This is a genomic window from Streptomyces sp. CB02009 (assembly GCF_001905825.1).
In the GTDB taxonomy this organism is placed as follows: Bacteria; Actinomycetota; Actinomycetes; order Streptomycetales; family Streptomycetaceae; genus Streptomyces.
The window spans coordinates 202622-220129 of record NZ_LIVV01000011.1 but is presented as its reverse complement, the minus strand read 5'-3'; the positions used below and the strand labels follow the sequence as shown (position 1 = coordinate 220129).

Here is a 17508-nt window from a genome sequence, read left to right as displayed (position 1 = left end):
ACGTCGACGACGTGGTGTGGACCGGAACGTGGGTCGCGGAGCGACTGGGCGTCGAACTGATCGGCGACGAGGCGCTACCGGACCTGTTGGGCCTCGCACTGCGCCGCAACCCCAAGCGGGCGCATCTGCTGGTCTCCAGCGTGCTCGGCAAGCACGTGCCGCAGCGGCCGTCCGTGGTCTACGGCTCCGGCCTCGACCTCGGCCGGCGCGTCCGCGCGCTCCTGGGCGACGAGGAGGCCGCCCGCTCGGTCGTCCTCGGGTACGCCGAGACGGCCACCGCCCTGGGCCACGCCGTCGCCGACGGCCTCGGCCTCGCCCCGTACCTCCACTCCACCCGGCGGCCGGTGGCCGGAGTCGCCCGCGCGGGCGGCTTCGAGGAGTCCCACTCGCACGCCACCTCGCACCTGCTGCTGCCCGAGGACCCCAAGCTGCTCGCCGGCGACGGCCCGCTGGTCCTCGTCGACGACGAGTTCTCCACCGGCAACACCGTCCTCAACACCGTGCGGGCCCTGCACGAGCGCTACCCGCGCGACCGGTACGTCGTCGTCGCCCTCGTCGACATGCGCTCGGCCGCCGACCTCGGCCGCCTGGACGCCTTCGCGGCGGAGATAGGCGCCCGCGTCGACCTGATATCCGGCGCCGCCGGCACCGTACGCCTCCCGGACGGGGTCCTGGAGAAGGGTCAGGCGCTGGTGGCGGAACACGAACGGGCGTACGCCCCCGGGGCGGTCTCCGCACCCGGCCCGACCACGGCCCGGGGCGGGCAGGAGCACGCGCGCGTGGCGCTGGACTGGCCGGAGGGCCTGCCCGACGGCGGCCGACACGGCTTCACACCGGACCAGCGCCACCGCCTGGAGACGGCACTGCCCGCGATGGCGGCCAGGATCACGGAGGCACTGGGGGGTGGGGCAGCCGGGACGGAGCGCGGCGCGACGGCTGGGGCGCGGTCGGCCTCCGGTGTCGAGGCGCAGCCGGGCCCGTCGGCCGGGGGGCCGCGTGTGCTCGTCCTCGGGTTCGAGGAGCTGATGTACGCGCCCCTGCGCCTCGGTACCGCTCTGGAGGAGGCCGGGCACGACGTCCGGTACTCCACGACCACCCGCTCGCCCGTCCTCGCCGTCGACGACCCCGGCTACGCGATCCGCACCCGGCTCGTCTTCCCCGCCCACGACGACCCCGCCGACGGCCCCGGCGAGCGCTACGCCTACAACGTGGCCGGAGCGGGCTTCGACGCCGTCGTCCTGGTCGTCGACTCCACCGCTGACACCCCGGCCCTGCACGCCCCGGACGGCCTGCTCGCCCAGCTCGCCACGCACATCCCGCGCGTCGTGCTCGCGGTCGTCCCCTCGTACACGCCCACGGCCGAGGGCACCGAGGTCACCGAGGGCACCGAGGTCACCGGGGCCACCAGGGCCACCGGGGCCCCCAGGCTCACCGAAGCCACCGAAGCGATCGAAGCCACCACCGAAGCCGTCGAAGCTCCCGAAAGGAGCTCCATGCTGCCCGAGCCCCTCCGCGGCCCCGCCTTCTCCTCGTACGCACCCGAGGAGGTCGGCTGGCTGCTCCAGGACCTCTCGGACGTCGAGCTCGAGGCGCCCACCGAGGAACGCGAGGAAGCCATCCAGAGCGGCGGCGCCCACTACGCCGAGTCGCTCCCGGTCGAGTACCAGCCGAGCGACCGATACCAGGAGCTGTTCCACGCAGCCCTGGAGACCTCGGCGGCCCGCATCGCCCGCGCCGTCGGCACCGTCACCGAGACCGTCCTGGCCGAGCGCGAGCGGCCGGGTCACAGCCCGGTCCTCGTCTCGCTGGCCCGCGCCGGCACCCCCGTCGGCGTCCTCATGCGCCGCTGGGCGCAGGCCCGCCACGGCCTGGACCTGCCCCACTACGCGGTCTCCATCGTGCGCGGCCGGGGCATCGACGCCAACGCGCTGCGCTGGCTCGCCGCCCACCACGACCCGGCCGACGTCGTGTTCGTCGACGGCTGGACCGGCAAGGGCGCCATCACCCGTGAACTCGCCGACGCGATCAAGGAGTTCGAGGCCGCCGAAGGCGTCACGGGCTTCGACCCGGAGATCGCGGTCCTCGCCGACCCCGGCTCCTGCGTCCGTACCTACGGCACGCGCGAGGACTTCCTCATCCCCTCCGCCTGCCTCAACTCCACGGTCTCCGGCCTGATCTCCCGTACGGTGCTCCGCGCCGACCTGGTCGGACCGAACGACTTCCACGGCGGGAAGTTCTACCGCGAGCTGGCCGGCGTGGACGTATCCCGCGCCTTCCTCGACGCCGTCGCCGCCCGCTTCGAGGAGGTCGGTGCGGCCGTCGACGCCGACGTGAAGGAACTGCTGGCCGCGGACCGCACCCCGACCTGGGAGGGCTGGGCCGCCGTCGAGCGGATCAGCGAGGAGTACGGCATCCACGACGTCAACCTGGTCAAGCCGGGCGTCGGCGAGACCACCCGTGTCCTGCTCCGCCGCGTCCCCTGGAAGATCCTCGCGAAGCGGGGCGCCGACGCCGACCTGGCGCACGTCCGGCTGCTCGCCGAGCAGCGCGGCGTACCGGTCGAGGAGGTCGACGAACTCCCGTACAGCTGCGTCGGCCTGATACACCCTCAGTACACGAGGGGTGCGACAGGCGCCGACGGCAAGGCGGTGGTGTCCCAGTGAGTACGGAGAGCGGGACGAACACGGCCACGGGCACGACCGGTAGGACGACCGAGACGACGGGTACGACCACGAGCGTGACGACGACGACGAAGGCCCCGATTCCGCCCCAGGCCCCGAGCACGGCCCAGGCCCCGAACACGGTCCCGGCCTCGGTCCCGGCCGAGGGTTCCGCCCCCGCTTCCGCCCCCGCCCCCGTCCTGGTCGCGAGCGACCTCGACCGCACCCTCATCTACTCGTCCGCGGCGCTGGCCCTCGGCATGCCCGACGCCCAGGCGCCCCGGCTGCTCTGCGTCGAGGTCCACGAGTCCAGGCCGCTCTCGTACATGACCGAGCACGCGGCGGGACTGCTGGAGCGACTGACCGGCGAGGCCGTCTTCGTCCCCACCACCACGCGGACGCGCAAGCAGTACCAGCGCATCCAACTCCCCGGCGGCGCACCGAAGTACGCGATCTGCGCCAACGGCGGGCACATCCTCGTCGACGGCGTCACCGACGCCGACTGGCACGCCTCGGTGATCCGCAGGCTCGCGGAGGAGTGCGCGCCGCTCTCCGAGATCCGCGCCTACCTCACCGCGACCACGGACCTGTCCTGGGTACGCAAGCACCGCGTGGCCGAGGACCTTTTCGCGTACCTCGTCGTCGAGCGGGAACGGCTGCCCGAGGACTGGCTGGAGCGCTTCGGCGCCTGGGCGGGGGAGCGCGGCTGGACGGTCTCGCTCCAGGGCCGCAAGGTGTACGCCGTACCGAAGCCGCTCACCAAGAGCGCGGCCGTCCGCGAGGTCGCCCGCCGCACCGGCGCCTCGCTCACCCTCGCGGCCGGCGACTCGCTCCTGGACGCGGACCTGCTGCTCGCCGCGGACCGGGCGTGGCGCCCGGGCCACGGCGAACTGGCCGAGAGCGACTGGACGGCCCCCCACCTCGACGTCCTGGCGGAACGCGGGGTCGCGGCGGGGGAGGAGATCCTGCGCCGCTTCAGGGCGGCGGCAGCGGTCTGACCGACCGGGACTGACAGGAACCGACCGGATCTACGGGCCGCAATTACGGGCCGACCGGGATCAGCCGCAGCAACCGCCACCGCAGCAGCCTCCGCCACCCCCGCCACCGCTCGGCGCGGGGGCGGCGGAGGCGGAGCCGCCGACGGCCACGGCCGAGAGCAGCTTGACGGTGTCGTCGTGCCCGGCGGGGCAGGAGGCCGGGTCGGAGGACTCGGCCATGGGCCGGCTGAGCTCAAAGGTGTCGCCGCAGGTCCGGCAGCGGAATTCGTAACGAGGCATGGGAACAGGCTAGAGCCTGCGCCCGGCCGGGGGCAGGGGACCCGACCGCGACGCGTCGCTCCCCTCCTCACTGCTGTCCGGTGGCGCCGCCGCGGTCCTCCCTGATCTGGCCGACGACGTGCGCGGCCGTGGCCCGTACGGCCTCGAGTTCGGTCAGGAAGTGCCAGTAGTCCGGGTGGCGGCCCTCCAGGGTGTCGACCGCGCGGTCGATGCGGGCGACGGCCTCGTCGAGGGGCCGCGCGTGGCGCGGGTCGGGGGTGCTGCGTCCGGCCATCGCGAGGCGCTGGGCGTCCCGTACCGCGAACCGGGCGCGGTCGATCTCCGCCTTGGGGTCCTTGGCGACGGCTTCGAGGCGGCGCAGCCGGTCGCCGGCGGCGGAGACGGCCTCGTCGGTGGAGTCGAGCAGCGCGCGGACGGTGGAGAGCAGCGAGGTGGCGTCCGGCCAGCGCTGCTCGGCGCGCGCCCTGCCGGCTTCGGCGAGCCGTTCCTCGGCCTGCCGGAGCGTGGTGGCGGCCTGCTCGGGCACGTGCTGGAGGTCCTGCCAGCAGGGTGCGGTGAAGCGCCGCCGGAGCTCGGAGAGGATCGGTTCGACGCCACCGGTGCGCGTGGTGAGGGCCTCGGTGCGGGTGCGGAGGGAGACGAGGCGCCGGTCGATCTCGGCGGCCCGCGCGGGGAGCCGCTCGGCCTCGGCCCGTACGGCTTCGGCGTCGCGCAGCACCCTGTCGGCGCGCTGCAGGGTCTCGGGGACGCCGTGGCGCCCGGCGCCCTCGTTGAGCCGGGTGAGCTCGGGCCCGAGGGCGGCGAGCCGGGCGGCGAGGTCGTCGGCGCGCAGCCCGCTCTCGCGTACGGAGTCGAGGGCGCCGCTCGCGCCGCGCAGGGCCTGCCGGGCCCGCTCGACGGCGGGGGCGAGGCGGGCGAGCTGGGTCTCGGCCTGCCCGAGGAGCGGGGTGAGCCCCGCCTCGAACCGGTCGAGCTCGCCCTTCACGCGGTCCAGCTCGTCCTTGGCGCGGGTCAGTTCGGAGCGGGCCCGGACGGCGGTCGCGGCGTCGAGCTCGTCCCGGTCGAGGTCGTGGGCGTCGACGGCGCTGATGTAGGTGTGGCTGACCTCGTCGATACGGCGTCCGAGGGCCTCGAAGCCCTCGACGGCGCGGCGCGTCTCGGGGGAGCTGTCGACGGCGGTGATGGTCTCGATGGAGATGCGGAGCCCGCGCTGGGCGGTGTCGAGCTCGTAGAAGGCGGCAGCGGCGGCGTCCTTGGCGGCCTGGGCCTCGGCGCGCTGGCTCTCGCCGCGTCCGCCGAACCAGCGGCGGGTGCCGCCGCCGGCGAAGGCGTGCGGCAGCAGGGCGCCGACGAGCAGCGGAAGGGCGAGGGCGAGCCGGAGCCCGGTCGTCCCCGGCCGCGGGCCGCCTTCGGATGGGGTCTGCCCCCGGCTTGGCGCGTCACGACGCCGGACGCCGCTCGCCCCCCTCGCGTCGCTCGCCGCCACGTACCTCTCCCGTGCTGTGTCCGCCGTGCCCGGTCCGGTTCATTCTCCCACCCGGTAAGGACGAACATACGGGCCGGTCAGTTCGCCGTGAGGACGGAGACGTCACCGTTGTCGCTGCGGACGTTCACGGAGTGCCCGCTCTTGTCGCGGCGGGGGACGTCGATGCGGACGTCGCCGTTGTCGCTGGCGCCGGTCACCTCGTACTCGGCGGTGGGGACGGAGACGTGGACGTCGCCGTTGTCGGTGACGACGTCGACGCGGCGGGGGACGGTGCCGAGGGCGATGCGGACGTCGCCGTTGTCGGACCGGGCGACGACCTCGGGGGCGGTGGCTCCGGGATCGACGGTGACGTCACCGTTCTCGGTGCCGATGTCGAGCGGCCCGCCGGCCTCGCGGACGCGGACGTCGCCGTTGTCGGAGCGCACCTTCATCGGGGTGGCGAAGCCGTCGGCGGTGACGCGCCCGTTGTCGTTGTCGACGGTGACGGCGACATCGCGGGGGACCTGGATCCGGTGGAGGGCGTCGCAGTGGGAGGAGACGCCGTTGCAGTTGACCCGCAGGGTCAGCTTCCCGTCGACGAGCTTCCACTCGGGATCGGGCCCGGACCCCATGAACACCCAGCCGTCTACCTGCCGCTCGACGCGTACGTCGTCGATGTCGGCGGGGGTGATCACGAGCTCGGAGTTGTCGGAGTCGACGGTGAGCGCGTCGCCGGCGAAGGCGAACGTCTTCCGCTCCACAGGCGCCCCCTCGACATCCGAGCCGCACCCGACGAGCGCGAGAGAGGCGACCAGCACTCCACCGGAGGCGAGCAGGACGCGGAACGGACGACGGACAGCAGCCATGACGCCGAGACCCCCACAAGAAACCAGTAACGCGGACAGTCCCCCGACCGTACGACCCCACCACCCGCCGTCACGATCCGGCGACCCACCGTCCCGGGGGTGGGGATACCCCCCGCACCGGGAGGTATCGGTTTGCGGCACCCACCCATGCGCCATGTAGGCTGATGCCTCCTCCACGGGTGCGTAGCTCAGGGGTAGAGCGCTGCTCTTACAAAGCAGATGTCGGCGGTTCGAAACCGTCCGCGCCCACCAGCAGGTAGATAGACAAAGGCCCAGGTCACCGGTATTGAACCGGGAGCCTGGGCCTTTGTCGTTCTTTGGGTGGGGAGGCGGCGGAGCGGCGCCGTGCCAGTTACGTGCCAGATGCGTCGCCGGACTCGCCCGGCCGGACTTTCTTGATCTGCTCATCAACATGGGCGGCGATGGCGTGGTCACGCCCGTTCACCAGGTGCTGATAGATCAGCGCGGCCCGCACCGACGAGTGCCCCATCCGCTGCATCAGCTCACGTGTCGTGGCGCCGCCGGTCGCGGCGAGGGTGTTCCCGGTGTGGCGCAGATCGTGGAAATGGACGTCGCGGAGGCCGGTGTCCTTCAGGGCCCGCAGCCACAGCCGGCGGAAGTTGTTCCGGCGCAGCTGCCCGCCGCGGGCTCCGGTGAAGACCAGCCCGGTCCGACCCGGCTCGGCGTAGACGGCGAGATGAGTGGCCAGGCTCTCCGCCAGCGAGGCCGGGAAGGCGACGGTACGCACACCGGCCGCGCTCTTGGGCGTCTTGACCAGGATGCCGTCGGTACGGGTCTCGGCCAGAGAACGCCGTACGGCGACGGTCCGCCGGTCGAGGTCGACGTCATGGCGCTGAAGCGCGGCGAGCTCTCCGAAGCGGAGCCCGGTGAAGGCAGCCAGCAGGATGAACACCCGGAAGCGCGCCGGCACGGCGTCGGCGAGCTGGAAGACCTCGGCGACGTCGAGGAACGGCCGCTCAGCTGTCTTGGCCGCTCCGGCGCCCTTGATGCGGCAGGGATTGCGCTGGATCAGCTCGTCGTCGACCGCGGTGTTCATGATGGCGCGGAGGATCTGGTAAGCCTTGGCGACCGTCGGCTCACCGACACCGGACTCCAGGAGGCCGGCACGCCAGCGACGGATCTGCGGTGTGGTGATCTCACTCAGGACCACGTTCGCGAAGGTCGGCAGGATGTGGAGCCGCAGTGCGCTGCCGTTGCGCTCGCGGGTGGTCGCGGCGTAGTCGCGCTCCTTGAACCATGCGTCGGCGTACACCCCGAAGAGAACCTTGTCGTCCGGGTTCTTCCACTTGCCGTCGATGATCTCCGCTTCCTTGCGGACGAGCCACCGATCGGCATCGGTCTGCGAGGCGAACGTCTCGGGAGCCGATCGCGTGATCCCGTCGGGCCCCTGATAGCGAGCCTGGAACCGCCCTGACGGCAGCTTGCGCACGGCACCGAAGCGTCGCCGCTTTCCCTTGGTGTTCGCCATCAGGCCACCGCCGCGAATCGGCGAGGAGTGGCGATCGGCTGGACGGTGTGGGCAGCGACGAATTCCTCCAAGGCCCGCTCAGGGATGCGGACATGCCGTCCCACCTTGATGAAGACGATCCGGCGCTCGGCGATGAGGCGACGCGGGAACCTCTCGGTGGTGCCGAGGAGTTCGGCGGCCTGGCCCACGGTCAGCAGTCGGTCGGTCATGCAGGTGCTCCTTCCAGGGCGAGTTGGTCGCGTAGGGCTTCGCGGGCGGTCTCACGGTTGAGCTGGATGTCCCGGGCGATCGAGGCGGCGAGGGCGGCCTCACCGGGGGAGTGGCCGTGTCCGGCGTACGTCCAGGAGGTGAGGACGAGGACGGTGTCCGGCTCGACGTCGTCGAGGCCGCGGGCGGTGCGTTCCTGGGCGGCGCGGTAGTCGGCGCGGGTCTGGCGGAGTTCGCTCAGGGTGGTGGAGTACTGGCGGGACTTGGTGGAGAAGTGGCCCCGGAAGCCGAGCATGTGGGCCCAGGCGAGGAGGCGGCGGTCCGGATACAGCGGGTCGAGGTCGAAGCAGGCTTCGACAAGGCGGCGGGTGTGGTCGGGGACGCCGAGGAGGACGAGAGCCTCACGGTTGCCGATGCGCCGGTCGAGGCTGCCAGTGGTCTCGGCGGCCTTGGTGGCGTACTTGGCGATGTACGAGGCGACGGCCTGTTCGGTGATGTCGGAGCCGTCGCCGAACGCCTTCACGGGCCGGATGTCGAGCTGGGTGCCCCAGCGGAGGCGACGTAACGGCTGATGGCCAACGGCTGGGACGGTGACGGTCGTGTACGCGTGGGTGGCGGCGGTGCGGATGGCATCGGTGAGGCGCTCGGTGGTCGCCCATGACGGCGGGGGCGAGTCGGGACCGTCCGGGCCGTCGATGCGGACGACGGCGTGGAAGTGGACGGCGCCGCGCTTCTGGAACTCGGCAACCTTCCCGTACGAGATCCGGGCGACAGCCTTCAGCTCCCTCTGCGAGAGGCCGGCCGTGGCGGCGATCTCCCGGCGGAGGCGGTTCGTGAATCGCTGCCAGAGCTGCCCGGCGTGGTTGTTGAAGAGGACGGCGGCGGCGTAGTCGTATGAGTCGGGGTCGAGCGGTGTGCCGAGGGCGGTGTCGTCCTCAGCGTGACGGGCGCCGCAGCGACAGGGCCGGGTGCCGGGGCGGTTGTGGACCGGGCCGAAGGAGGGGGCGGTGAGGGTGAGGAAGACGCGGGGGTGCTCGCGGACGGCGGCGGGGATGTCCCGGGCGCTGTCTCCGGCGAGGCCGGCGCGGATGAGGTGGTACGTGTCGCCCGCGTAGGTCCAGGCGCAGGCGGGGCAACGGGAGGCCCGGCGGTTGCCGCAGGCGATCCGGAGCCGGGCGCCCGGTTCGGTGTCGGTGGAGTACCGGTGGAGGGTCTCGCCGGTGGCCTTGTCCCGGGTGAGGATCCAGCCCTGGAGATGGATGGGGTGGGAGCAGCCGCCGGTGCGGTGGATCTGTTCCTTCCAGCGATCGAAGCCGGGGGACCCAGCGACCCGGAGCATGTCGCTCAGGGTGGCAGTGTCGAATCCCGCCGACGGGGCGGCTGGGGCGGTCATCATGGAGTGCTTCCTTCTGGTTCTGCGAGCTGGGCAGGAGCGGGGCTTCCGGGCGGCGGAGACTTGGCGGTTGAGCCGCCCGGAGGCCGACTAGTGCGGTGATTGGAATGGCCCACCGGACCGGTGTGGGTGGGGGCCGGACGGGCGCCCCGAGAGATTGGGCGGCCCTGTCAGAGGGCGGTGAGACGATCACGCCGTGACGATCAACCTGTATGACTTCGACGGCGAGCACTCGCTGACCTTGAATACCGGTGACTTGGCTGCCGACGCCGCTGTAGCCGCCGCCGGGCACGAGCCGAACGGGTACTTCTGGGAAGGTCTCGTGCAGTTCGCCTGGCCGGACATTGCCGAGGACCTCGAATTCGACAGCGAGGCCGGCACGTTCTGCGCGGTCGGGAGTTCGAGCGATCTCGCACGACTCAAGACGGCTCTTGAATCCGTCATCACGAGCCCTGAGGCAGTGCGCGACATCATTGCCCGTGCGGAGGCGTCGGGCTTCGAGTTCGACGACTAGCGCTGTCGGTGCTGGCCGTTGAGGAGCGAGCGCAGGACGACGGCGCACACGGCGACCGAGGCGGCGCTGACGGCGACGGCGAGCAGCATGGAGACCAGGACCGTGCCGACGACCAGGACGGCTCCGGCGCCGCCAGCCACGACGACAGCCAGGCCGGCCGGGGTGAGGCGCACGCCGGAGGACGGCGCCGGGACCGGAGCAGAGGCCGGGGCGTTGTGGTGGTGGCAGGCCACCGCATCGGCGGTGTGAGGCGCGATGTCGGTGGTGACGGTCGGGTGGACGAGCGGGGTGACGATGCCGGTCGGAAGCGGGTTGACCGGGATGCGCGGCTGGAACATGACGGTTCTCCCTACTTGCTGATCGTGGTGTCGATGAGCGGGGCGAGGACGCTGTCGGCGAGAAGGTAGCCGCCGAGGAGGATCACGGCGACGAGCCACCAGGGCGGGCGGATGAGCTTGATGCCGAGGCCGCCGACGACGATCAGCGCGAGCCAGAGCGGGACGTCCATGAGGCGGGTCTCCTTCGAGGTCAGCGGGGCTTGCAGCGATGGGTGCGGGCGGCGAGCTGGGCGGCCGAGGAGCTGGAGTACTCGGCGGACCAGCCGCAGCCGTCGGACGTGCACACCGCGGCGTACTTGGTGCGGCCGTGGCGATCGCGGCGGGTACCGATCTGCACCGGGCCGATCCGCATCACGGAGTGGAAGTGATCGCGAGGGGCCATGAGGGTCTCCCTTCAGACGAGCTGGGCGGCGATGGCAGCGGCCATCAGGGGCGGGACGCCGAGGCGAGCGCGCAGGGTGTCGGCATCGATCGGGTAGCCGGTGCGGGCGCGGTAGTCGTCGGCGACTTTCCGGGCGTGAGCGACGAGCGCCGGCGGTACGGCCACGGGGGCGGGTTCGGGCTCCGGTTCCAGGGAGGGGAGTGCCGGGGCGGCGCTCTCGGGCTCCGACTCGTTGACGTCATCCCGCTCGATGACCGCTTCCAAGGCCGAGGGTTGCTCGGCGGCCGTGCCGGGTTCCGTCGGCACGGCGACCGCCGGATGTCCAGGAGAGTGGACAAGAAGGGTCCCACCGAGGAACGCGAGAGCAGGCCAGCCCGCGACGAGGATGCGCAGCCAGCCGGGGACGTGGCCGAGGTCGAGGAGACCGGCGGTGGCGACGTTCGCACCGAGCGACGCGGCCAGGGCGACCATGAACCACGTCCAGGCCGAGCGGACAGGCTCACCGGCGGCCCGCGAGGTCCTCAGCCGATGCCAGGCGGCGACGAGCAGGAGATCGACGGAGATCGGGTAGGCCCAGGCCTTCCAACCGGACTGTCCGGCAGCCGCAGCCAGGTCGTGGAGGTGAGCGAAGGACAGGGCGCCAGCGATCACGGCTTGTACGAGGACCGCGTCCGGTCGGCGGATGGGGCGCATCAGAAGGTCCTCCTTCCGGTTTCGGGCATGGGAGGGGTAGGGACCTGGCGTGAAGCAGTCACGCCGCCGTGGAGCGGGGGGAGTCAGGCGATCGCGGGAGCCGTGACGGTTGAGGGCGCCGCGGCTTTGCCCAGGGGCGGCAGGACGGGCCGGAAGGCGTCCAGCGCGGGGATCTCGGGCGTGCGGTGAGCGTGGGAGTTCGCGATGTTCACGGCCCGCCGGAGCGTGAGGTGGGGAGTACGGATGCGGACCCACCCACCGGAGGAGTCGCCGGCGACAGCGGTGCCGGGCCGGTCGGTGCGGATCTGGACCGTGGCGAGGACGGCGTCCGGGGCGATGTCTCCGAAGGCCATGTTGGCGGAGGTCTCGTCGTTGACGCGGTGGGCGGTGCGGCCGGTGAGCTGGGCGCGGAGCATGGTGATGCCCTTGCCGAGTTCGGAGCCGAAGCGCTGCCCGCAGACCTCCAGGTAGATGCCGGCGGCGCGGCCGAGCTGGGCGAGCCGGACGAGGGAGGTGATGATCCGGTCCCGCCGCCTCTCTTCCTCCTTCGTGGCGAAGAGGGCGAGTTCGGCGACCTCATCGACCAGGAGGACGATTGGCGTCGGTCGCAGGTGATCGGGCAGGTCCCAGATGTCGGCGGTGATCTCCGCATCCGGGAGGTCTGCACTCAATCTCTGCTCGCGTCGGATCAGTTGGTAGACGTCCTCCATGTGCTCGACGAGGGTGTCGAGGAGATCGGCAGCTGCATCAGGATTGTCGGCCAAGGCGGTGAACCGTCGGGCGAGCGGCGCGAGTTCGACTCCCTGCTTGCAATCGATCCCGACGAGGGCGATATCCAGCGTGGCGAGCGCGGCGACGAGGTTGCGCTGATAGACGGACTTCCCGGACTGGGTGGCACCGACGTTCAGCGCGTGCGGGGTCTGGCGGTAGTCGCGGTAGTAGACCTCTCCGTCCTCCCGCATGGCGACCGGAACCCGCATGACCCCAGCACGGGCGGCCGCGGGCATCTGGACCCGCTTGAGGACGTCGTAGCCGGTCATCCGCAGTTCGACGACACCGGAGCGGATCTCCCGGGCGGTGACGTTCTGCATGACGAACGAGTGCCGGAGCCGGTCCGAGGCGGCGGAGAAGTCGAACGCGTCCTGACCAGGACGCAGCTTCAGCCGCAGTACGAGCCCGGTACGTGTCGGCCGCAGCCGCAGGATCCGGGGAGCCCGCGAGTCGGGGATGGGCCGGCCGGTCATCCGGGCCAGCGCCAGGCGCCAGCGCGAGGGCGGGACGGTCAGCCCGCACGCGTCCATGACCGACGCGTACCGGGCGAGGATCCGCACCACGGCGAAGACGACGCCGAAGCTCATCCAGTACCAGGCCGGACGCTGCCACCGCAGCAGCAGAGCGATTGTGGCGACCAAGGCGAGGGTGACCGTTAAGGCGGTCATGGGTCAGCCGACCTTCGCGGCGGCGAGTGAGGTGACGGCGACGGCGCGGAAGCTGATGCCGTGGCGCTTCTGGCCGTTGAACTCGTTCTCCCACGGCCGGGCGACGACGCCGGTCAGGGCGACCGGGATGCCCATGGACAGCTCCTCGGAGATGCCGGTCTTGGGCACGGTCAGGTTGAGGATCTCGGCGTTGCCGTCCATGACGAACATGACGTCGACGGTCATGAGCGGGGCACCGGTGTCCCGGTCGGTGGCGATCTCGCCGGTCTGGCGGTTGGCAATCTTCGGGGCCGGGGGCTGGGCCACCATCACCATCGCGGCGGAGGTGTCGACGGGGATCTGACGCACAGTGGATCACTCCTCTATAGAGGTTGGGCTCCTTCACTCCTGTATAGGAGTGGCATGAAGAAGAGTGCCCCACTCCTGTACATGAGTCAACCCGCCACGGAAAGAAACCGCAGCGGGTTGAGGGGAGTTGAGTGAGCGTCAGTCGGTCGCGGGGATCCGGTACTGGAAGACGAACTGGTCAGCGGCCATGAGGGTGTCACAGACCTCCACGACGCGACCCTTCGTGGTCACCGCGTCCCGCACCAGCTGAATCACGGGGGCGCCAGGACTCAGCGCCAACTCGGACGCCTCCGCCTTCGCGGCCGGCCGAGCCTGGAGGGTCTCCACGAACTCGGCAAAGGTGTGGCTGTGGTCTTCGAGCCGGGCGTAGATGCCACCGGGGCCGGGGTTCTCGGCGAACAGCTCGGGGATGTCCTTCACCACGTCCCACGGCAGGTACGACGAGGCGGTCTCGACGGGCGTCCCGTTCCGGAAGTACAGCCGCCGCCGCGCGAGCACCTGCGTCCCCACGTCGACACCAAGCCGTTCGGCGATGTCCGCAGGCGCTTCCATGGGCCCGATGTAGAGCACGCTCACCTTGGCCGTGGCGCCGGACTGCGCGGACTCGGCGAGATAGGCAGCCTTACCGCCTCGCCGATGAGAAGCGCGGAACCGATCCGAAGACCGAAGCCGTACAGGAGGCCGATCCTTCACGATCGAACCCTTGCCGTGCCGAGTCTCGACGAGCCCGCTGGCCCGCACCTCGACCATGGCCTTACGGATGGTCCCGCCGGCGACCCCGTACCGCTCGACGAGCTCGGACTCGCTGGGCACCATGTCACCGGCCTTGAGTACGCCGGACCGGATCTGCTGAACGATCTCGTCGGCGATCTGCACGTACCGAGGTACGGCCCTGCCGGCTCCTGCTGGAGTTCCCACGGTCCTACCCACTCTCCTATGCTCCTGTACATGAGTAACGGGAGCGCGGGAACAAAGTCAACGCCACTCCACTCGGTGTCCGTGGCCGGAGCGGTAGTGCGCGAAGACGGCCGCCTCCTGGCCATCCGCCGAGCGGACAACGGCACGTGGGAACTCCCGGGCGGAGTCCTCGAACTCACCGAGGCCCCGGAAGCGGGCGTAGCCCGCGAGGTCCTGGAGGAGACCGGCATTCACGTCGAGGTGGACGAGCTGACGGGCGTCTATAAGAACACCATCCGCGGCATCGTCGCCCTGGTCTTCCGCTGCAAGCCCTCAGGCGGCACCGAACGAACCTCGGACGAGTCCACCGCGGTCGACTGGCTGACACCGGCCGAGGTCGAGGAGCGCATGGCCGAGGTCTACGCGATCCGCCTCCTGGACGCCCTGGACGGAAACGGCCCCCACGTCCGAAGCCATGACGGCCGCCGCCTCATGGACACGTCTGCATGACCACCCTGAAGCCCGTCAGCGAATGGCGTGACGTCTATGACTTCCTGGATCAGGTCCGCTTGCGACCCGGAATGTTCGTACGCGGCGGTTCCCTCCTGGAACTCCAGGCAATGCTGTACGGCTACCGAGTCGCATCCGAGATCTACGGCCCCCAGGCCATGACGGACTTCGAGCACCAGGGTCCGTTCGCCGAGTGGCTGTGGCCGCGACTTGGCCACGCGTTCGCCAGTCCCTTGGGATGGGCGGTCGAGATCACGAAGGCTGCGGAAGCAAGCGGCAGGGCAGGCATCGACCTGTTCTTCGACCTGCTGAGCGAGTTCAAGGCCGAGCGAAGCCCGGAAGCGCGGTAAGACTTTCTCTACTTCATCAAGGCACCCACCGCGCATGGCGCGGCGCGCGCGGCCCGTCGCCCGGGCCTGCGCTCCTGTCTGCGCCCCGCTCCAGCCCGGCCGCCGTCCGCACGCCTGACAGCTCGGGTTGATGGGCGACGAACCCACAACGTGGCCGAGGCGATACGCGAGTGCGGCTCAAGACGATGCCTCCGGCGGGGGCGCTCAGGCTCCGGGATGGAGGGGGCCTGTGCGCGGGTGCCGGCCGGTGGGGTGTGGTGGTGGGGGCTTCCATCCCGTCTGCCATCGACCCAGGCAGAGCCGAGCAGACACGGGTCCTGGCGTCCAGGTCGTTCGTGCAGTGGCGCGCTCCACCTGGACGCCAGGACCCGTGCCCGCTCCACGGCGTGTGGGTCGACGGCAGACGGGATGGAAGCTGGGGCAAGTCGCGGCCGAGCCTGGCGGGCCGATACCGCGTGACAGCAGCGACAACCGGGCGTCAGGTGCCCTTAGAAGAGAGGATCTTGTGCACTTGAATCGATACTATCCGTCGATTCTTCAGGAACTATTCTCACAAGCTCAATAATTTCAGGGTCGTACAGCCAATAGAAGTGGCCTTCGAGTTCCTGGCGTCCTGAAATCCTCAAGGCGAGGTTATTCCGATGGGCATCTACCGCCATATCGTAATCCTCGACCTTTAGGCGGACCCGCATCTTTCGTGCAGCAGTCCCCCCTACTACATCCAACCGGACGATTCCCGGGTTCCCTGGCTTCGGTCGCTCTAGGAGGGTCACGGTACCAAGAACCGTCACGAATTCCGCTTGCGCTGTGGCCGCAAGGAGATTTCCTGCTGTCTCTAGCGCACTGTAATCCGATGCCGTAAATTCTAGGCTTTGACGCGGTGGTGGGGATGTCTCGAAGAGGTCATCGGAAGAGTTGAACTCGACTTCAATTTCCGCACCGTCAGAATCCCGAATCAAGCTGCGCAGGGCCTGCGTTAGTTCGTAGCAGAACCCCCGGCTCACGTAGTCGATAAATCCACTGGTGGAACCGGAGGCCTGGAAGTGGTCGACGGACTCGCGTGCAGCCTCCATGACATCGACCAGCCCTTTGGTGATCTCTCTTCCGCTATGGCGGCCTACCAAAGGGATCGTGGCCCCTTCATTCACTTTGCGCTCGGTGAATACCTCGGCTGGAGGGACATAGGCCGTCACGACATAACTGCCCACCTCGGTTTGTCCCATGAGTACCGAATCGAGGAAGGACTTGGCCAGGTACGAGTTGGAATTACCGTAGTATGCGGAACGGGATTTGCGCGTCTTGGCTGCCACCATCATCGACTTATGCGCGCCTGAATGCAGGTCAACCCCAGCCGTCCACGAAATCGTCCCCTTTCGGGTTCGTGTTTCCTTGTGGAACTTCATCTCGTCTCCGAGGGAATGAAGTGAGGCCGCGCGTTCGAGGATCGACCTGATTCGAAGATCTCCGAGATTCCAGGCAGATGCTACGGCCTGGCTCAGGAGCTCGAAGTAGTCTTCCGCGCTTCGATCTTGGGGCAGCAAGAGCCCCCGCGTTGCGCCAGACTCCGAAGCGCCCGGGCGCCAGCGGCTATAGAGGGAATCCCGACCGCCGAACTTTTCCCAACCGCTTTGCTGGAGAGCTAGGGCAAGCTGCGCATCGGTGAGGTGTTCGGCGATCTCCTGAAAGTCGGGTGGCGTATTCACGGGGCGCCCCCATTCCCTATTCTCTTCATGATGTCACAAAGGGCCGCATCGTCGAATATCTGACTAGTGGAGACTCTTACGGCCGTGTTGTCTATTCCTGATGACTGCATGCCCGTCACGCTTCTCCAGTACGCGCAATGGCGTAGCTTGAAGATATCGTGGCTTGCCTCAACCCAATCCGCAACATCTTCTGGAACTATCATGGCGACCAGGATGCGGTGGACGATGACCGGACTCTTGGCGAGCATGGCAAGTCTGCTGTTGGACAAGTTGACAGACACGAATCCGTTCTGTGGATTCGGCTTGCTCATCCAAGTGCTCTTCAGTTGTATCTTCAGGTCAACTTGGCAGTCTGCGGTGTGCTCTTCTGACGCGTGAGTCAGAACCCAGTCGATCCCATCGTCAGGCTCCGGCTTGGCCATGGTGCATCCCGCAGCTGCGGCCACAGCACGCAAGTAGCTGTCCTGGAGCATCTCCATCCGTTGCTTCTTGGCCAAGTCGCCTCGCAACGGTCCCATGGAAGCAGCCACGTCTATGTCGATCATTTACCCCCCTGCTGTCGTGCTGATGACACCCTAGGCGGGAGCCGCCTGGCCCGATAGGCCCCGCAACGGTGACGACGTGGAACGACTGGCGAGTTGATGAGGAGGCGCGCTCGGTTCTTCTCTCTTGGGGTGAGGAGCTGTGGGAGAGCGGCTGTGCACGTTGGCGACGGGCTGCCCTCAGGTACCGACGTTTCGGTGGGCGGCTCAGGGTAAGTGCCCACCCTGCCAGTCGAGTCCCGACCGACGCACCGTGTCAGGAAGGTTGCGCCGCCGTCGTCGCGGTCTGCTAGTGGCTGGAGCGGAGCGGCTCCAAAGCCATACCGCTCGGGAGTAGGACTAGCTTCCTGCCCTAGTGCATCGCAGGGTATCGACCGAGCCTCCGCAGCTGGCAAGGCGAAGCGCTGTGATGCAGAAGGGCCCCGGGATAACCCG

General features: G+C 69.7%; 20 protein-coding genes and 1 tRNA gene. 6 read left to right on the top strand and 15 right to left on the bottom strand.

Going from position 1 to position 17508, the window contains the following annotated elements; genetic code table 11:
* Positions 1 to 11: 11 nt before the first annotated feature.
* Together AMK27_RS35735 and AMK27_RS35730 are read left to right on the top strand one after the other, a co-directional pair.
* Positions 12 to 2663, top strand: a complete 2652-nt coding sequence (locus AMK27_RS35735) for a phosphoribosyltransferase (RefSeq protein ID WP_073917687.1) — start codon at positions 12 to 14, stop codon at positions 2661 to 2663.
* A 197-nt stretch (positions 2664 to 2860) separates the two neighbouring features.
* Positions 2861 to 3658 carry an HAD family hydrolase gene (locus AMK27_RS35730; RefSeq protein ID WP_073917946.1) on the top strand — a complete coding sequence of 266 codons (798 nt, stop codon included), beginning with the start codon at positions 2861 to 2863 and terminating at the stop codon, positions 3656 to 3658.
* 60 nt (positions 3659 to 3718) lie between these two features.
* Here AMK27_RS35730 and AMK27_RS35725 read toward each other — a convergent pair whose 3' ends face one another.
* The 3 genes from AMK27_RS35725 to AMK27_RS35715 form a co-directional block, all read right to left on the bottom strand.
* Positions 3719 to 3937, bottom strand: coding sequence for an FmdB family zinc ribbon protein (locus AMK27_RS35725; protein WP_030321806.1), 219 nt, complete (start codon positions 3935 to 3937; stop codon positions 3719 to 3721).
* 67 nt (positions 3938 to 4004) lie between these two features.
* Entirely contained in the window at positions 4005 to 5423 is a 1419-nt protein-coding gene (locus tag AMK27_RS35720) for a hypothetical protein (RefSeq protein WP_073917686.1), read from the bottom strand.
* Between the two features lie 77 nt (positions 5424 to 5500).
* A complete protein-coding gene (locus AMK27_RS35715; protein ID WP_073917685.1) occupies positions 5501 to 6268 on the bottom strand; it encodes a DUF4097 family beta strand repeat-containing protein in 768 nt (255 codons plus the stop codon).
* Between the two features lie 177 nt (positions 6269 to 6445).
* Between AMK27_RS35715 and AMK27_RS35710 the strand changes: the two genes are divergently transcribed.
* Positions 6446 to 6520 (top strand) — tRNA-Val (locus tag AMK27_RS35710).
* A gap of 100 nt (positions 6521 to 6620) precedes the next feature.
* On the opposite strand, the gene AMK27_RS35705 is transcribed toward AMK27_RS35710, so the two are convergent.
* The 3 genes from AMK27_RS35705 to repSA are packed head-to-tail and all read right to left on the bottom strand — an operon-like array spanning position 6621 to position 9360.
* Positions 6621 to 7757, bottom strand: a complete 1137-nt coding sequence (locus AMK27_RS35705) for a tyrosine-type recombinase/integrase (RefSeq protein WP_073917684.1) — start codon at positions 7755 to 7757, stop codon at positions 6621 to 6623.
* Positions 7757 to 7966 (bottom strand): excisionase family DNA-binding protein, encoded by a 210-nt coding sequence (locus AMK27_RS35700; RefSeq protein WP_073917683.1) that lies wholly within the window; start codon positions 7964 to 7966, stop codon positions 7757 to 7759. The genes AMK27_RS35705 and AMK27_RS35700 overlap by 1 nt, the downstream gene beginning before the upstream one ends.
* Complete coding sequence (repSA, locus tag AMK27_RS35695) at positions 7963 to 9360, bottom strand: replication initiator protein RepSA (protein WP_073917682.1); 1398 nt, start codon at positions 9358 to 9360, stop codon at positions 7963 to 7965. The genes AMK27_RS35700 and repSA overlap by 4 nt, the downstream gene beginning before the upstream one ends.
* Positions 9361 to 9553: 193 nt before the next feature.
* Here repSA and AMK27_RS35690 point away from each other — a divergent pair, with 193 nt between their 5' ends.
* On the top strand, positions 9554 to 9871 hold the full coding sequence (locus tag AMK27_RS35690; RefSeq protein WP_073917681.1) for an Imm51 family immunity protein: 318 nt from the start codon (positions 9554 to 9556) through the stop codon (positions 9869 to 9871).
* Here the strand turns inward: AMK27_RS35690 and AMK27_RS35685 are convergent.
* From AMK27_RS35685 to AMK27_RS35660, 7 genes are all read right to left on the bottom strand, one after another.
* Positions 9868 to 10209, bottom strand: coding sequence for a SpdD-like protein (locus tag AMK27_RS35685; RefSeq protein ID WP_073917680.1), 342 nt, complete (start codon positions 10207 to 10209; stop codon positions 9868 to 9870). The two genes, AMK27_RS35690 and AMK27_RS35685, sit on opposite strands and share 4 nt — an antisense overlap.
* Before the next feature lie 11 nt (positions 10210 to 10220).
* The gene (locus tag AMK27_RS42110) at positions 10221 to 10379 is read right to left on the bottom strand and encodes a hypothetical protein (protein ID WP_107425749.1); all 159 of its coding nucleotides are present in this window, start codon (positions 10377 to 10379) and stop codon (positions 10221 to 10223) included.
* A gap of 20 nt (positions 10380 to 10399) precedes the next feature.
* Positions 10400 to 10591: a mobile element transfer protein gene (locus tag AMK27_RS35680; protein WP_073917679.1), complete on the bottom strand. Its 192-nt coding sequence runs from the start codon at positions 10589 to 10591 to the stop codon at positions 10400 to 10402.
* Between the two features lie 12 nt (positions 10592 to 10603).
* Complete coding sequence (locus AMK27_RS35675; protein WP_107425748.1) at positions 10604 to 11284, bottom strand: DUF2637 domain-containing protein; 681 nt, start codon at positions 11282 to 11284, stop codon at positions 10604 to 10606.
* An 83-nt stretch (positions 11285 to 11367) separates the two neighbouring features.
* Positions 11368 to 12723, bottom strand: a complete 1356-nt coding sequence (locus AMK27_RS35670; RefSeq protein ID WP_073917678.1) for an FtsK/SpoIIIE domain-containing protein — start codon at positions 12721 to 12723, stop codon at positions 11368 to 11370.
* A 3-nt stretch (positions 12724 to 12726) separates the two neighbouring features.
* The gene (locus AMK27_RS35665) at positions 12727 to 13071 is read right to left on the bottom strand and encodes an SCO3933 family regulatory protein (RefSeq protein ID WP_073917677.1); all 345 of its coding nucleotides are present in this window, start codon (positions 13069 to 13071) and stop codon (positions 12727 to 12729) included.
* Positions 13072 to 13209: 138 nt separating this feature from the next.
* The gene (locus AMK27_RS35660) at positions 13210 to 13947 is read right to left on the bottom strand and encodes a GntR family transcriptional regulator (RefSeq protein ID WP_073917676.1); all 738 of its coding nucleotides are present in this window, start codon (positions 13945 to 13947) and stop codon (positions 13210 to 13212) included.
* Positions 13948 to 14007: 60 nt separating this feature from the next.
* On the opposite strand from AMK27_RS35660, the gene AMK27_RS35655 reads away from it, so the two are divergent.
* Both AMK27_RS35655 and AMK27_RS35650 read left to right on the top strand, forming a co-directional pair.
* Entirely contained in the window at positions 14008 to 14478 is a 471-nt protein-coding gene (locus AMK27_RS35655) for an NUDIX hydrolase (protein WP_073917675.1), read from the top strand.
* Complete coding sequence (locus AMK27_RS35650) at positions 14475 to 14828, top strand: hypothetical protein (RefSeq protein ID WP_073917674.1); 354 nt, start codon at positions 14475 to 14477, stop codon at positions 14826 to 14828. Before AMK27_RS35655 ends, AMK27_RS35650 begins: the two co-directional genes overlap by 4 nt.
* Before the next feature lie 488 nt (positions 14829 to 15316).
* On the opposite strand, the gene AMK27_RS42475 is transcribed toward AMK27_RS35650, so the two are convergent.
* Together AMK27_RS42475 and AMK27_RS35645 are read right to left on the bottom strand one after the other, a co-directional pair.
* A complete protein-coding gene (locus tag AMK27_RS42475; RefSeq protein ID WP_143204897.1) occupies positions 15317 to 16531 on the bottom strand; it encodes a hypothetical protein in 1215 nt (404 codons plus the stop codon).
* Positions 16528 to 17076, bottom strand: coding sequence for a DUF4365 domain-containing protein (locus AMK27_RS35645; protein ID WP_073917673.1), 549 nt, complete (start codon positions 17074 to 17076; stop codon positions 16528 to 16530). The genes AMK27_RS42475 and AMK27_RS35645 overlap by 4 nt, the downstream gene beginning before the upstream one ends.
* Between the last annotated feature and the right edge of the window lie 432 nt (positions 17077 to 17508).